This window comes from Caulobacter sp. FWC26, assembly GCF_002742645.2.
Classification (GTDB): Bacteria; Pseudomonadota; Alphaproteobacteria; order Caulobacterales; family Caulobacteraceae; genus Caulobacter.
The window spans coordinates 3,719,702-3,734,278 of sequence record NZ_CP033875.1; the positions used below are offsets into that span (position 1 = coordinate 3,719,702).

General features: G+C 68.3%; 11 protein-coding genes and 2 pseudogenes. 6 read left to right on the plus strand and 7 right to left on the minus strand.

Going from position 1 to position 14,577, the window contains the following annotated elements:
• Positions 1 to 33 precede the first annotated feature (33 nt).
• The 4 genes and pseudogenes from CSW63_RS19240 to CSW63_RS19250 all read right to left on the minus strand — a co-directional run bounded on the left by CSW63_RS19240 (position 34) and on the right by CSW63_RS19250 (position 3,530).
• Positions 34 to 357, minus strand: a complete 324-nt coding sequence (locus CSW63_RS19240) for a hypothetical protein (protein ID WP_062093437.1) — start codon at positions 355 to 357, stop codon at positions 34 to 36.
• 73 nt (positions 358 to 430) lie between these two features.
• On the minus strand, positions 431 to 1,882 hold the full coding sequence (locus tag CSW63_RS19245) for a carotenoid oxygenase family protein (RefSeq protein ID WP_062093438.1): 1,452 nt from the start codon (positions 1,880 to 1,882) through the stop codon (positions 431 to 433).
• A pseudogene (locus CSW63_RS24215) lies at positions 1,879 to 1,963 on the minus strand (hypothetical protein); the annotation flags it as partial. The pseudogene CSW63_RS24215 and the gene CSW63_RS19245, both read right to left, overlap by 4 nt.
• Before the next feature lie 238 nt (positions 1,964 to 2,201).
• Complete coding sequence (locus tag CSW63_RS19250) at positions 2,202 to 3,530, minus strand: sorbosone dehydrogenase family protein (protein ID WP_062099554.1); 1,329 nt, start codon at positions 3,528 to 3,530, stop codon at positions 2,202 to 2,204.
• A 78-nt stretch (positions 3,531 to 3,608) separates the two neighbouring features.
• On the opposite strand from CSW63_RS19250, the gene CSW63_RS19255 reads away from it, so the two are divergent.
• Entirely contained in the window at positions 3,609 to 4,274 is a 666-nt protein-coding gene (locus CSW63_RS19255; RefSeq protein ID WP_062099555.1) for an arylesterase, read from the plus strand.
• 144 nt (positions 4,275 to 4,418) lie between these two features.
• On the opposite strand, the gene CSW63_RS19260 is transcribed toward CSW63_RS19255, so the two are convergent.
• The 3 genes from CSW63_RS19260 to CSW63_RS19270 all read right to left on the minus strand — a co-directional run bounded on the left by CSW63_RS19260 (position 4,419) and on the right by CSW63_RS19270 (position 9,369).
• The gene (locus CSW63_RS19260) at positions 4,419 to 7,499 is read right to left on the minus strand and encodes an efflux RND transporter permease subunit (protein ID WP_062099556.1); all 3,081 of its coding nucleotides are present in this window, start codon (positions 7,497 to 7,499) and stop codon (positions 4,419 to 4,421) included.
• An 11-nt stretch (positions 7,500 to 7,510) separates the two neighbouring features.
• Positions 7,511 to 8,647, minus strand: a complete 1,137-nt coding sequence (locus tag CSW63_RS19265) for an efflux RND transporter periplasmic adaptor subunit (protein WP_168193692.1) — start codon at positions 8,645 to 8,647, stop codon at positions 7,511 to 7,513.
• Positions 8,648 to 8,736: 89 nt separating this feature from the next.
• Positions 8,737 to 9,369: a glutathione S-transferase family protein gene (locus CSW63_RS19270; RefSeq protein WP_062099558.1), complete on the minus strand. Its 633-nt coding sequence runs from the start codon at positions 9,367 to 9,369 to the stop codon at positions 8,737 to 8,739.
• A gap of 139 nt (positions 9,370 to 9,508) precedes the next feature.
• Between CSW63_RS19270 and CSW63_RS19275 the strand changes: the two genes are divergently transcribed.
• From CSW63_RS19275 to CSW63_RS19295, 5 genes and pseudogenes are all read left to right on the plus strand, one after another.
• Positions 9,509 to 10,894 (plus strand): NAD(P)/FAD-dependent oxidoreductase, encoded by a 1,386-nt coding sequence (locus CSW63_RS19275; RefSeq protein ID WP_062099559.1) that lies wholly within the window; start codon positions 9,509 to 9,511, stop codon positions 10,892 to 10,894.
• 134 nt (positions 10,895 to 11,028) lie between these two features.
• Positions 11,029 to 11,280 (plus strand): DUF2164 domain-containing protein, encoded by a 252-nt coding sequence (locus tag CSW63_RS19280; RefSeq protein WP_062099560.1) that lies wholly within the window; start codon positions 11,029 to 11,031, stop codon positions 11,278 to 11,280.
• Positions 11,281 to 11,519: 239 nt separating this feature from the next.
• Entirely contained in the window at positions 11,520 to 12,155 is a 636-nt protein-coding gene (locus tag CSW63_RS19285; RefSeq protein ID WP_062099561.1) for a TetR/AcrR family transcriptional regulator, read from the plus strand.
• An 88-nt stretch (positions 12,156 to 12,243) separates the two neighbouring features.
• A pseudogene (locus tag CSW63_RS19290) lies at positions 12,244 to 13,399 on the plus strand (alpha/beta hydrolase).
• 158 nt (positions 13,400 to 13,557) lie between these two features.
• Positions 13,558 to 14,553, plus strand: coding sequence for an NADPH:quinone oxidoreductase family protein (locus CSW63_RS19295; protein WP_168193693.1), 996 nt, complete (start codon positions 13,558 to 13,560; stop codon positions 14,551 to 14,553).
• Positions 14,554 to 14,577: the final 24 nt, after the last annotated feature.

Below are 14,577 nucleotides of genomic sequence, written 5' to 3' on the forward strand. Positions count from 1 at the left end.
GCTAACGCGGCGGACGGCGGGGGCGGCTTGCCTCTACCGTCCGAAGCGGGCGGGCGCATAGGTCGCCGTGCAGGCGGCGTTGCACTGGGCCCAGCGGGCGCCGCAGCCGTCATCGTCGCCGCCGGACTGGCAGAAATAGAGCGTCCTGGAACAGGTCGCCTTGCACTGGGCGACATCGCCGCCGGGCCGTCCAACAGCCAGCGGGATCGGCGCGGGAAGAACGAAGGTCGGCGTCGTGATCGGCGACTGCAGAACCGGCGCGGGCTTGGGCTTCGGCGTCGCGGGAATCGTCGGCTGGCCGGCCATGGCGGGGACCGACGCAGCGATCAGGATCAAGGCGAGCAGAGCGCGACGCATGGTCCGCAGACTATGCCTGGCGGTGTAAAGAGGCGATTAACCATAAATCGCCTCTTCGCCGAAGGCGATGAGGTTACTTGGTCAGCATCTCGCGGCCGGCCCAGACGCTGTGGGTGCCGCTGCTCAGCTTGTGGGGCAGGGCGACCCGGCAGACGACCTCGAAGCGCTTGGCGTCGACGATCAGGCACTCGGACGTTCCCTTGTTCTCGTCGATGATGAAGCTGACCAGATAGCCGTCGTCCTCGTCGACCGCGCCGACCTTGGGCGCGAACGGCGCCTCGCTGGCGTAGCGGCCTTCGGGCAAGCTGATCGACCAGCTCTCGCCGGTCTCCAGGTCGTGCTTGACGAAGCCGTTGAACAGGAACCAGCCCGGCTTGGCGGTGGTGGAATAGGCGTAGCGATAGGGCTTGCCGGCGTATTTCTGGTTGAACATGCCGAACTCCAGCACCCGGTCGTCCAGATGCTTTTCGGTCGTCTCGCCGGTCTTCAGGTTGAAGCGCCAGCGGTGCAGCTTGGGCAGGAAGCTGTGCTCGTCCAGATAGGCCATCAGGTGGCCGTGGCCGTCGGGCGCGCCCTCCAGCGGGCGGGGGATCGGCTTTTCCTGGAAGTAGCCGTCCAGCACCACCTCGTCGCCGTCTTCATAGGCGTTCAGCCAGTGCAGCACATAGGTCGGCTCGGCCTCGAACCAGCGCGGTTCGCCGCCCTCGCGCGGCACCAGGGCAAAGCGGCTGGGCAGGCCCTTGTGCAGGCGCACCGCGTGGATGTCGCGCGCCATCAGGTCCTGGTCCCAGAACACCGGCAGGTCGTTGAGGATCGCGTATTTCGACGAGAACGCCATGTCGTGCGGCAGGCGCGGACCGGGCAGCGGCACGCCTTGATAGACCTTACGCTTTCCGTCGGCGCCGACCACGCCATAGTGCATGTAGGGCCAGGCCTTGGAGTAGTTGAAGAACATCAGCTCGCCCGTGGCCTCGTCGACCTTCGGGTGCGCCGAGACGCCCTCCAGCGGCGCCCAGCTGGCGACGCCCAGGTTCTCCAGGGTCAGCGGGTCCAGGCGATAGGCTTCGCCGCACTGGTAGAAGGTGGCGATCGCCTCACCGTTGTGGACGACGATGTCGGTGCTGGCGCTGTCCTTCAACGACCCGTGAGCGCCGAAGCCTGGCCGCTTGGAGACCCCGGGGCCGTCCATCAAGCCGCCCCACAGGCCCTCATTGACCTCCTGCTCGGCCTCGAAACAGCGGGTGCGGACGAAGCGGTTGCGATAGGTCGCCTGACCGCCTTTGAACTCGATCTGGTGGATCATCCCGTCGCCGTCGAACGGGTGGTAGCGGCCGACCGGGTCATGCACCGGGTTTTCGGTGTTGCGCAGATAGACCCCGTCGAGATCCGCCGGGATCGCGCCTTCCAGCACCTCCAGGTCCCAGGCGTTGACCTCCTCGTGCTGCGGCGTCCACGGGCCGGTCATGTAGGGATGGTTGGTCGGCCCCAGCGAGGTCCGCACGGGCGGCAGGCGTTCGACTTTCATGGGCGGATCCTCCGATTTTGGGCGGAGCTTACGATCGGTCAGTCTTGTTGTGCAAGTTTCCCTTTGGGGCGGGGGGAAGGTCGGGTTTCTGGAGAGGGTCTCAAGGCCGTTGGCGACCCATACTCGCCCCCTCCGCGCCTTCGGCGCTCCTCCCCCATAGGGGGAAGAAGGGAGCGCACCTTCTGCCCCCTATGGGGGCGGACGACCATGCAAAGCATAGTCCGGTGGGGGCCTGCGGCCTGTCCGACTTCCACCCGTCCCGGAACTTCATCCGTCATCATCCGGCGCACGAAACGCGGGATCACGGAGCCAAGTTACCCTACTGCCCCGCACTCACCCGCCAGACGACGTTGCCTACGTCATCGGCCACCAGCAGTGCGCCCGTCGTATCCACCGTGACGCCCACCGGCCGCCCCTGGGCCTTGCCGTCCTTATCGAGGAAGCCGGTCAGGAAATCCTCCACCCCGCCCGCTGGCTTGCCGCCGCTGAACGGGACGAAGATCACCTTGTAGCCGGCCTGCGGATTGCGGTTCCACGAGCCGTGCTGGCCGACGAACACGCCGTCCTTGTAACGCGCCGGGAAACTGGCGCCGGTGTAGAACGTCAGCCCCAGCGAGGCGGTGTGGGCGCCCAGGGCGTAGTCGGGGACGATGGCGCGCTCGACGAGGTCGGGGCGGCGGTCCTTGTCCTTGACGCGCTTGTCGACGTTCCGGCCGAAATAGCTGTAGGGCCAGCCATAGAAGCCGCCCTCGCGGACCGAGGTCATGTAGTCGGGCACCAGATCATTGCCCAGCTCGTCGCGCTCGTTGACCGAGGTCCACAGCTGGCCATTGGCCGGGTTCCACGACAGGCCCACCGGGTTGCGCAGGCCCGAGGCGAAGACGCGCTTTTGGCCCGTCGCCAGGTCGACCTCGAGGATCGCGGCGCGGTCGACCTCGTTGTCCATCCCGTTCTCGCCGACATTGCTGTTAGAGCCGACGGCGGCGTAGAGCTTGGCGCCGTCCTTGCTGGCGATGATGTTCTTGGTCCAGTGGTGGTTGATCGGACCGCCCGGCAGGTCGGCGATCTTGCGCGGCCCGGCCGAGATGGTCGTCGCGCCCTCGGTGTAGGGGAAGGCGACGATGGCGTCGGCGTTGGCGACGTAGAGCGTGTTTCCGACCAGGGCCATGCCGAACGGCGAGTGCAGATTGACCAGGAACGGCGTCTTCAGATCGGCGATCCCGTCGCCGTCCTGGTCGCGCAGCAGGCTGATCCGGTCGGCGCTGGGCACGCCGGCTCCGGCCTTCTTCATCAGCATGGATTCGGCGAAGGCGCGGATACCCTTGGGTTTGTCCTGGCGGGCGGGCTTGTTGCTCTCGGCGACCAGCACGTCGCCATTGGGCAGGACGAGCAGCCATCGGGGGTGGTCGAGGCCCGTCGCGAACGGCTGCACGGTGAAGCCGGCCGGCGCGCGGGGCTTGGCGTCGTTGGACCAGCCGACGACTTCCGACACCTTGACGGTGGGCAGCAGGCTGCGGCTCGGCTTGGGCAGGGTCGGATTAGGGCCGTAGCCCACCGTTGTGTTTTGCTGTCCCTGGCTTTGCCCGCAGGCGGCGAGGGCGGAGACCGCCACACCGATGATCAAGATTTCGCGAACCTGTCGACGCATCGGCGCTTCTCCCCTTCAGCCTGCGTTCAACGCGCAGGGTCATGATTATGTTCTGAAGGAGAACGATACGGTTTGCCCATGGTGAAGTTCCAGCCCCATTCCACCCCTGACCGCCGCTGTGTTCTGGCGGCGCTTATGGCGCTGTCCGCGCCGGGCGCAGCGTTGGCCGCCGTGCGCAAGCCCAAGGCTCCGCCGCCGGCGTCGGTTGTCGCGGTGCTGGGCGACTCGATCACCGCCGGGCTAGGCCTGGCGGCGGACAGGGCTCTGCCCGCGCGCCTGCAGTCGGCGCTGGAGCGAATGGGCGCACGGGTTCATGTGCGTGGCTTGGGCGTCCTGGGCGACACGACCGGGGGCGGTCTCTCGCGCGTGGACCGGGTGCCCGCCGAAACCCGCGTCTGCGTCGTGGCGCTGGGGGGTAACGACCTGTTGCAAGGCGTCGACCCGTCCCGGGCCAAGGCCAACCTGCGGGCGATCATTCAGCACCTGAAATCGCGCGGCGTCCGGGTCGTGCTGGCGGGGGTACGCGCGCCGGCGCTGCTGGGCGCGGCCTATGCCCGGCGCTTCAACGCCATCTATCCGGACCTCGCCCGCGAGCAGGGGGTCTTCTACGCCCCGGACTTCTTCACCGGCGTGATCGGGGTGTCGCGCTACATGCAGCGCGACGGCATTCACCCGAACGCGGACGGCGCACGGGTGATCGCCGAACGCCTGGCGCCGGTCGTGGCTCAGGCGCTGCGGGGTTAGGGAAAACCTCCGACCTCCCCGGCGAATGCCGGGGCCCAGCTTCATTCGGTGAGTTGGATGTGAAAACGCCCTCCGCCGAGAGCCAGCGAAGGGCGTTGGTGGGCTCGATCTGGGCCCCGGCATTCGCCGGGGAGGTCGGCTTTTCTACTCCACGAGCGGTTTCTTGGCCGCCACGTGGTGCTGGCCGCCGAACACCCGGGCCATCAGCCGCTCGGCGCGGACCTTCAGGCCGTCCATCAGCACGAACACCACGGGGATGTAGAGCAGCGACAGCAGGGTCGAGGTGATCAGCCCGCCGATGACCGCGATGGCCATCGGCGCGCGGAACTCGACCTCGGCGCCCAGGCCGACGGCGGTGGGCAGCATGCCCGCGCCCATGGCCACCGTGGTCATCAGGATCGGGCGGGCGCGCTTGTGGGCGGCGTCGATGATCGCCGTGCGCTTGTCCATGCCCTGCTCCTTCATGGCCATGATCGCGTACTCGACCAGCAGGATCGAGTTCTTGGCCGCGATGCCCATCAGCATCAGGATCCCGATCAGGGTCGAGATCGAGAAGCTGGACTTGGCCAGCACCAGGAGGCCGAACGCGCCGCCGATGGCCAGCGGCAGGGCCACCATGATCGTGATCGGATGGGCGAAGCTGCGGAACAGCAGGACCAGCACGACATACATCAGCAGGATGCCGGTGATCAGCGCCCCCAGGAAGCCGGTAACCATCTCCTGGATGAACTCCGCATCGCCAGCGGCCACTTCCTTGACGCCCGGGGGCAGGTTCTTGACCGAGGGCAGGTCGTGAACACGCTTGGCCGCCTCGCCCACCACGATGCCGTCGAGTTCGGCGGTGATGGTGGCGACGCGGGCGCGGTCTTGGCGCTCGATCTGCGAGGGACCGGCGCCGAAGCGGATGTCGGCCACCGCGTTCAGCGGCACGGGCCCGTTGGGCGAAGGCACCTTCAGCGTCTGCAGCACGGCGATGTCGGCGCGGGCGCTTTCGTCCAGCCGCAGGCGGATCGGCACCTGGCGGTCGCCCAGATTGTACTTGGGCAGATTCTGGTCGACGTCGCCGATGGTGGCCACACGCACGGCCTGCGAGATGGCGCCGGCCGTGACCCCGGCGCGGGCGGCCTGGTCGGGTTTGGGCGTGACGACGATCTCGGGGCGAGCGATCGCGGCGGTGTTGACCACATGCGCCAGGCCCGGGACCGAGCGCATCTCGGCCTCGACCTTGCGGGCGGCGGCTTCGAGCGCCGGACCGTTATCGCTGACGAGACTCAGGGTGTAGCTGCCGCCGTTCGACGGGCCGCCCCCGTTGTTGCTGCCTGCCCCAATCCGCGCGCCGGGAATGGCGGCGAACTGGTCGACCATCTGACGGCTGAACACCTTCTGGCTGATCCGCTCGCCCTTGTCGGTCAGGTCGGCGGTGACGCTGGCCTTGTTGACCGCGTTGTTCGACCCAACCGCCGCATAGACGCTGACGACCTCCTTGCGGGCGCGCAGCTCGCGGGTGACGCGCTGCACGATGGCGTCGGTCTCGTTCAGCGTGGCGCCGGGCGGCAGCTCGATCGAGAACTCGGCCCGGCCGCGGTCGACCTGCGGCTGGAATTCGAACGGCAGCAGGGTGGCCAGGTAGATCGACAGGCCGAACATCGGCACGCCCATCCACAGGACCTTCCAGCGATTGTTCAGGCCCCAGTCCAGGCTCTTCAGATAGGGACCCATCCACGGCGGGTCCTTGTCCTCATGCTTGGCGTCGGCCTTGAGCATGTAGGCGCCCATCAGCGGCGTCAGCAGACGGGCCACGACCAGCGAGAACAGCACTGAGATACAGGCGGCCAGGGCGAAGGCCTGGAAGAACTTGCCGATGATGCCCGGCATGAAGCCCACGGGCGCGAACACCGCCACGATGGTGAAGGTGGTGGCCACCACCGCCAGGCCGATCTCGTCGGCCGCCTCCATCGCCGCCGAATAGGGGCTTTTGCCGCCGCGCATGTGGCGGACGATGTTCTCGATCTCGACGATGGCGTCGTCGACGAGGATGCCGACGGTCAGCGACAGGGCCAGCAGGGTGATGCCGTTCAGCGACTGACCCATCGGCGCCAGGATCGCGAAGGTCGGGAACAGCGAGGCCGGAATGGCCACCGCCGCCAGCAGCGTGGCGCGCCAGTCGCGCAGGAACAGCAGCACCACCAGCACGGCCAGGATCGCGCCGACGATCAGGGCTTCCATCGAGGCGAGATAGCTCTCCTCAATGTACTTCACGTTCGAGGTGATTTCCTTGATTTCCAGCTCGGGCCGCGCGGCGTCGAGCTTCTCGATCGCCTTGCGCACCTTCTGGGCGGTCTGGACCTCCGAGGCGCCGCGGCCGCGCACCATGTTGAAGGTCACCACCTCCTGGCCGTCGTAGCGGGCGCGCGAGCGGGGCTCGGCCCAGTGGTCGGTCACCGTACCCAGATCCGCCAGGCGCACCGTGCCGCCGGACGACAGGGGCACGCGCGTCTCACGCAGTTGCTCGATCGAGCCGGCCGCGCCCAGGGTGCGGATGGCGCGCTCGGAGCCCGAGACCGTCACCCGGCCGCCGGGCAGGTCGGCGTTGGACGAGACCAGGGCCTGGCTGACGGCGGCGGCGGTGACGCCGCGCGCGGCCAGGCGGTCGGGATCCAGGGCCACCTCGATCTCGCGATCGACGCCCCCCTGGCGATTGACCTGCCGCACGCCCTTGATGGCCAGCAGGGTGCGGCTGACCTCGTTGTCGACGAACCAACTGCGCTGCTCCGGCGTCAGGGAGGGCGCCTTGACCACATAGGTGATCAGCCCGCCGCCGGTGACGTCGATGCGGTTGACGATCGGCTCCTGCATGTCCTGGGGCAGCGCGCCCCGCAGGTTGGACATGGCGTTGCGGACGTCGTTGGTGACCTGCTCGTGGTCCACCCCCAGCTCGAACTCGATGAAGGTGGTCGAGGCGCCGTCCACGACGGTGGAGTTGATGTGGCGCACCTGGCCCAGGCCCGCGATCGAGTCCTCGATCAGGCGGGTGACCTGGGTCTCCAGTTCGCTTGGCGCGGCGCCGGGGCGCACGGCCGTAACGACGACGAACGGGAAGTCGACGTCGGGATTGTTGTTGATCCGCATGCTGCGGAAGCCCGCCAGCCCCGCGATGGTCAGCAGGAGGAACAGCAGGATGATGGGGATCGGGTTCTTGATCGACCAGGAGGAGATGTTGCGCATGGGGCGCGTCCTCAGCGGGCGGTCGTGGCGGGCGGAAGCGTCTTCTCGCCGCTGACGCGGACCAGATCGCCTTCGCCCAGGAAGCCCGCGCCCTCGACCACCACGCGGTCACCGGCGGTCAGGCCGCTGGCGGCGATGCGGTCGCCGGTCGTGGCCAGGATGGTGATGCGGCGGAAGTGGACCTTCCGGGCCGCGTCGACCACGAACACCCCCGGCTTGTTCTCGCGGTAGAGCACCGACGCGCTGGGCACGACCAGCGCGGGCTGGTCGCCGGCGTCGATCGTGGCGCGGGCGAACATCCCGGGACGGAAGCCGCCCATGGCGCTCAGCGCGATGCGCGCCGTGCCCAGGCGGCTGGTGGGATTGACCTCGGAGGTCACCAGGCGAACCCGGCCGGTCATCTCGCCGACCTTGTCGGAATAGATGCGCGCGGGCATGCCGGCCTTGACGGTGGCGAGGTCGGTCTCGGGGATTTCGGCGTCCAGCTCCAGGCGGCTGTCGCGGACGATGCGGAACAGCTCAGAGCCGGCGCTGACGATCTGGCCCTTGGTCACGCTGCGGCGGCTGATCAGGCCGCTCACCGGCGCGCGGATCGCCGTCTGGGCCACCCGGGCGGCGATCTCCCCTCGCCCGGCTTCGGCGGCGGCGAGGTTGGCGGCGGCGGTCGCCTGGCGCGTCGTGGCCGTGTCCAGACCGGCTTGCGACAGGTAGCCTTTGGCCTGCAGTTCGCGGGCGCGGTTCAGGGCGGCGTTGGCCTCGGCGAGGGTCGCCTTGGCGCTGGCCACGCTGGCCTCCTGCTGACGCAGCTGGGCGGAGATCAGGGTGTCGTTCAGCTTGACCAGCACCTGGCCCGCCTGGACGACCTGGCCTTCCTCGGCGTTGACGGCCAAGGCGGTCAGACCGCCGGTCTCGGCGCCGACCGGCACCTCTTCCCACGGCGAGATGGTGCCCGTGGCGTTGATCTCGCGGGCGATCGGCTGGCTGGAGACGACGATAACGCTGACCGTGGCCGAGGCGGACGGCGCGGACTTGGGGGCCTTGGCCTTCTTGTCACCGCAACCGGCCAGGGCGATCGCACTGACGCCCAGGACCAAGACCAGCGCGCTCAAACCGGGGCGACGCCCGTTGATCCCGTGCAACACGAACATATCCCCAGCCCAAATTGGAAGCCCGACGGCCTTCTAGCCGAGAAACCCACGGTTGCTCAGTTAATTTACCGTAAGACGATAAGGCCCCGCTACACGCTGGGCGGTCCGTCCTTCTGGGCCGCCTGGGCGCGCAGGAAGGCGGGACGTTCGCGCATCCGCGCCCAATAGGCGGCGACGGCGGGCGGGAAATCGGCGTCGAGCTTCAGGGACTGGGCCAGCAGCAGCGCGTAGGCCACCGAGATGTCGGCGCCGGTGAAGCGGTCGGCGGCCACGAAGGCCGAGCGTTCCAGGATCGCCTCAAGGCCCCTCAGCCGCGCCAGGAACCAGCGGGCGTAGTCGCTGGCCACCTGGGGCTGGCGACGCTCTTCCGGCTCGAGCCGCGTGTAGCGGAGCACCAGGGTCTGCGGGAAGGTCAGTGTCGCTTCGCCAAACAGCAGACCGTTCAGATAGGCGCCGTAGCCGGACTCGTCGGGCCGCACCGACAGCCGCCCCGCGCCGTGGCGCATCGACAGGTACTCGATCATCGCGGACGACTCGGTCATCCGCGTGTCGCCGTCGACCAGCAGCGGGATGGTGCCCAGCGGGTTCTCATCCAGATACTCGCGCGCCAGGAAGCGCGGCGGGAACGGCAGCAGCTTGAGATCGTAGGGCAGCTCCAGCTCCTCCAGCGCCCACAGCGGGCGGAAGGAGCGGGCGTCGCGGCAGTGCCAGAGAGTGATCATGGGCGCTCCGATTGGGGGGATCTCCGCCCCCTTTGTCCTGCCGGGTTGGCCTGAAGGGCCTAAGATCCGTCAGGGCCACTTGCCGCCTCGTATAACGCTGATACGCTCACCTGAACAACGATAAGTCAGAGGGCGGGACATGACCGGCAGGCTCCCCAAGGCGTGCGTCATCGGCGCGGGCTGCAGCGGCTTCACTACGATCAAGCGGTTGAAGGATTACGGGATTCCGTACGACTGCTTCGAGATGTCCGACGAGATCGGGGGCAACTGGTACTACAAGAACCCCAATGGGATGTCGGCCTGCTACGAGAGCCTGCATATCGACACCAGCAAGTGGCGGCTGGCGTTCGAGGACTTCCCCGTGCCGAGGGACTGGCCGGACTTTCCGCATCACGCGCAGCTCTTTCAGTACTTCAAGGACTACGTCGACCACTTCGGCCTGCGTCCGACCATCACCTTCAACACCAAGGTCGAGAGCGCCAAGCGCACCGCTGACGGCCTGTGGGCGGTGACCCTGTCGAGCGGCGAGACGCGGCTCTATGACGTCCTGTTCGTCTGCAACGGCCACCACTGGGATCCGCGCACGCCCGAGTATCCCGGCGAGTTCGACGGACCGGCCTTCCACGCCCACGCCTATTGCGATCCCTTCGATCCCGTGGACATGCGCGGCAAGAACGTGGTGGTCGTCGGCATGGGCAACTCGGCCATGGACATCGCCAGCGAGCTCTCCCAGCGGCCGATCGCCAAGAACCTCTGGGTCTCGGCCCGGCGCGGGGTGTGGGTGTTCCCGAAGTATCTGAACGGCAAGCCCGCCGACAAGACCGCCCTGCCCGCCTGGATGCCGCGCAAGCTGGGCGTGGCCCTGTCGCGCTCGGTGCTGAAGAAGACCATCGGCCGGATGGAGGATTACGGCCTGCCGAAACCCGACCACGAGCCGCTGGAGGCCCACCCTAGCGTCTCCGGCGAGTTCCTGACCCGCGCCGGCTGCGGCGACATCAAGTTCAAGCCGGCGATCAAGGCGCTGGAGGGCAAGCGGGTGCGCTTTACTGACGACAGCGTCGAGGACGTCGACGCCATTGTCTTCGCCACCGGCTACAAGATCAGCTTCCCGTTCTTCGACGACCCGGCCCTGCTGCCCGACGCCGATCACCGCCTGCCGCTGTTCAAGCGGATGATGAAGCCGGAGATCCCCAATCTCTTCTATATGGGCCTGGCCCAACCCCTGCCGACCCTGGTGAACTTCGCCGAGCAGCAGGCCAAGCTGGCGGCCGCCTATCTGGCCGGGAAGTACGCGCCGCCGCCGCCGGCCGAAATGGCCCGCATCACCGCCAAGGACGAGCACCGGCACACCGGCCACTTCTACGACTCCGCCCGGCACACCATCCAGGTCGACTTCAACGTCTACTGCGCCGACCTGAAGAGGGAGATCGCCAAGGGCGAGGCGCGGGCGCGCAGCGCGGGCGGGAAACTGCCGGTGCCGGCGCGAGCGGAGGACCAATCGGAAACGCTGCTGGCCCCCACCTGACCACGCTCCGCGTGGTCGTCCGCCCCCAGAGGGGGCAGAAGGTACGCGCTGCTCCTTCTTCCCCCTTTGGGGGAGGAGCGCCGCAGGCGCGGAGGGGGCGAGTAAGCCATCCCTTTTCGCTAAAGAAAGCCCCCATGCCCAAGATCACCTTCGACAAGGACACCCGCGCCAAGCTGGCCGGCGGCCTCTCCGACTACCTGCGGACGGAGCTTGATCTGGAGGTGAGGGGCTTCGACGCCGAGTTCCTGCTGGACTTCATCAGCGAGCGCCTGGGCCCCTACTACTACAATCAGGGCCTCCACGACGCCGCCGCCCTGTACCGCGAGAAGCTGGAGGCGATCACCGAGGCCGTGTGGGACATCGAGCAGCCGGTGAAACCGTTGTGAGGCCTCCCTCGTCTCCGACCTCCCCGGCGAATGCCGGGGCCCAGATGGAAAGGCGCAAAGGGTGTATTCTAAAAACTCAGAGCTTTTCCCATCACGACAGAACTCCGAGATCTGGGCCCCGGCATTCGCCGGGGAGGTCGGACTTTCTAAGGTCGAAGCCAAACGCTTGCATCCCGCCCCCGAGTAGGGCCACGATCATGACGGGGCGTCACGATCGTCCCGAGCGTGAGTCGTTTTCCATGTCGAACATCGCCTACTTCCCCAAGCCCCACATCGACCAGCGGCCGGGCAAGCGGGAGCGCACCAAGACGGCCAACCGCCAGGCGATCCTGGACGCGGCGCGCGAGGTGTTCGGCGAGCTGGGCTACGACGCCGCCACGGTGCGCGACATCATCCGCCGCACGGGTTTGGCCTCGGGCACCTTCTATAACTACTACAAGTCCAAGGAAGAGGTGTTCGACGCCCTGGCCGACGACGGCGCGCGCCGCTTCCGGCCGCTGCTGCGCGCCGAGTCCGAGAAGGCCACCGACTTCGAGTCGTTCCTGCGCGGGGCGATCCTCGCCTATTTCAACTTCGTGGCCGAAGAGCAGGAGGCCTGGCGCCTGGACCGGCCGCCGGGCGAGCCGCTGCCGCACGCGCGCTCGACCCCCGAGGTCGTGGCCGTGTTCGACGAGGTCCACGAGGCCCTGGCCCGCGTGCTGGAACGCGAGCACGCCCCGCCCGTCGACCTCGACTACCTGGCCACCGCCTGCATCGCCGTCGCCCGCGAGATCGGCGAGAAGATGCTGGAGCGCCGCCCCGTCGACACGGAGAGCGCGGCCAATTTCGCCGTTCAACTGATCCTGGGCGGCCTTCCCGCCCTGCCGAAACTTTAGGGTCGCATGACCATCTCGGCCCCACCATCATGGTGTCATCCCGGAAGCCTCGCAGAGGCTATCCGGGACCCAGGGGTGAAGGAGCGCCGTGCGCGCCGCCCCTGGGTCCCGGCTCTCCCCCCGGCTTCCGCCGGGGTACGGCCGGGATGACACGGCTATTGAGCGCGTGAGAACAACAAGAAAGCAGGGGAAGAACCATGGCATCCGACGCCGCCCAGAAGACGATCCTGAAACTGATCCTGTCCCTGCCCAGCCCCATTCTGCGGGCGATGTCGGGCGGCGGGGTCGTCTACAAGGGCGGGCGCACGCTGGACCCGCGCTTCCAGTTCTTCGCCCACGCGGCCAAGAAGCTGCCGCCGATGACCAGCCTGTCCCCCGCCGAAGCCGTGGCCGGCAGCGCCAAGGGCCTGGCCGCCGTGCAGGGTCCGCTGGAGCCGGAAGTCCGCACCGAGAGCCTGTCGATCGACGGCCCCAACGGCCCCATCCCCTGCCGCGCCTATCGCCCGCCGCAGACGGACGCCAAGGCCCCGCTGATCGTCTACGCCCACATGGGCGGCGGGGTGATCGGCGATCTGGAGACCTGCCACGCCTTCTGCTCGATCCTCTCCAGCATCTGCAGCACGACCGTGATCTCGGTCGACTACCGCCTGGCCCCGGACCACAAGTTCCCGGCGGGTCTGGAGGACGTTCTGGCGGCCTATCGCTGGGCGCGTGACAACACAGCCCGCTTCGGCGCGGCGGCCCTTCCGCCGGCGATCGGCGGCGACAGCATGGGCGGCAACTTCTCGGCCATCGTCGCCCAGGAGATGATGCGCAAGGGCGAGCCGCAGCCGGCCGTCCAGATCCTGATCTATCCGGCCGTGGACGTCGCCAGCGAGACGCCGTCGATGACCACCTATGCCGACGCCTATCCGCTGACCCGCGCGACCATGGACTGGTTCATGGGCCACTATATCGGCGCGGACGCCGACCCGGCCGATCCGCGCCTGTCGCCCGACAAGACCGCCGACCTCGCCGGCCTGGCGCCTGCCGTGGTCGCCACCGCCGGCTTCGACCCCCTGGTCGACCAGGGCGAAGGCTACGCCAAGCGCCTGCAGGCGGCGGGCGTGCCGGTCAGCTATCGCTGCTATGACAGCCTGGCCCACGGCTTCACCGCGTTCACCGGCGCGATCCCGGCCGCCGACGACGCCTGCCGCGAGATCGCCTGGCTGGTGCGCGAGATGTTCGAGAAGCGGACGCTCTGATTGCCACTTAGCTCCCGTGTCATCCCGGAAGCCTCGCAGAGGCTATCCGGGACCCAGGGGCGGCAAGCACGACGCTTCTTCACCCCCTGGGTCCCGGCTCTACCCCCGGCTCGAGGCCGGGGTCCGGCCGGGATGACACGCTTGTTTGGGATGGAAACTTGAATCCGCAATCCACCATGCGCGCCCTCGTCGTCGAGGACCTCGCGCCGAACTACGCCGGCTGCGCGGTCCGCGAGGTTCCGACGCCGACGCCGGGTCCGGGCGAGGCGCTGGTGCGCGTCCGCGCCGCCAGCGTCAATTTCCCCGACCTCCTGATGACGCGCGGCGAGTATCAGCTGAAGCCGCCCCTGCCCTTCACCCCTGGTCTTGATCTCGCCGGCGAGGTGGTCGCTGTGGGCGAAGGCGTGACGGGCCTCACGATCGGCGACGCCGTGGTGGGCGGTGCGCGGCTGGGCGGCTTCGCCGAATACGCGGTGCTGTCGGCCCAGGCCCTCAAGCCCAAGCCCGCGCGCCTGTCCTTCGCCGAGGCCGCCGCCTATGGTGCGGCGTACCTCACAGCCTATGTCGCCCTGGTGCGGCGCGCGCGGCTGGAGCCGGGCGAGTGGGTGCTGGTGCATGGCGCGGCCGGCGGGGTGGGCCTGGCCGCCGTGGACCTCGCCAAGGCGCTGGGCGCGCGGGTGATCGCCGCCTCGGCCTCCGACGCCAAGCTGGAGCAGGTGAAGGCGCTCTATTCCCCCAACGCAGTCGTCAACGTCACGGACGGTTTCCGAGAGCAGGTGAAGGCCATCACCGGCGGCCACGGCGCCGACGTGATCTACGACCCCGTCGGCGGCGACGTGTTTGACGAGAGCGTGCGCTGCATCGCCTTCGACGGACGCTTGCTGGTGATCGGCTTCACCTCGGGACGGATTCCCAACGTCTCGGTCAATATGCCGCTGATCAAGGGCTTCTCGGTCATGGGCGTGCGGGCGGGCGAGTACGGCCGCCAGTTCCCCGACAAGGGCCGCGAAAACGCCGACGCGATCTGGACGATGGCCAACGAGGGCGTGATCCGGCCTCACGTCCACGCTGAGCTGCCGCTGGACCGCTGGCGCGAAGCGTTCGACCTGCTGGCCGAGCGCAAGGTGGTGGGCAAGGCGGTGATCACGCCGTGATACTTGCCCCCTCCGCGCTTCGCC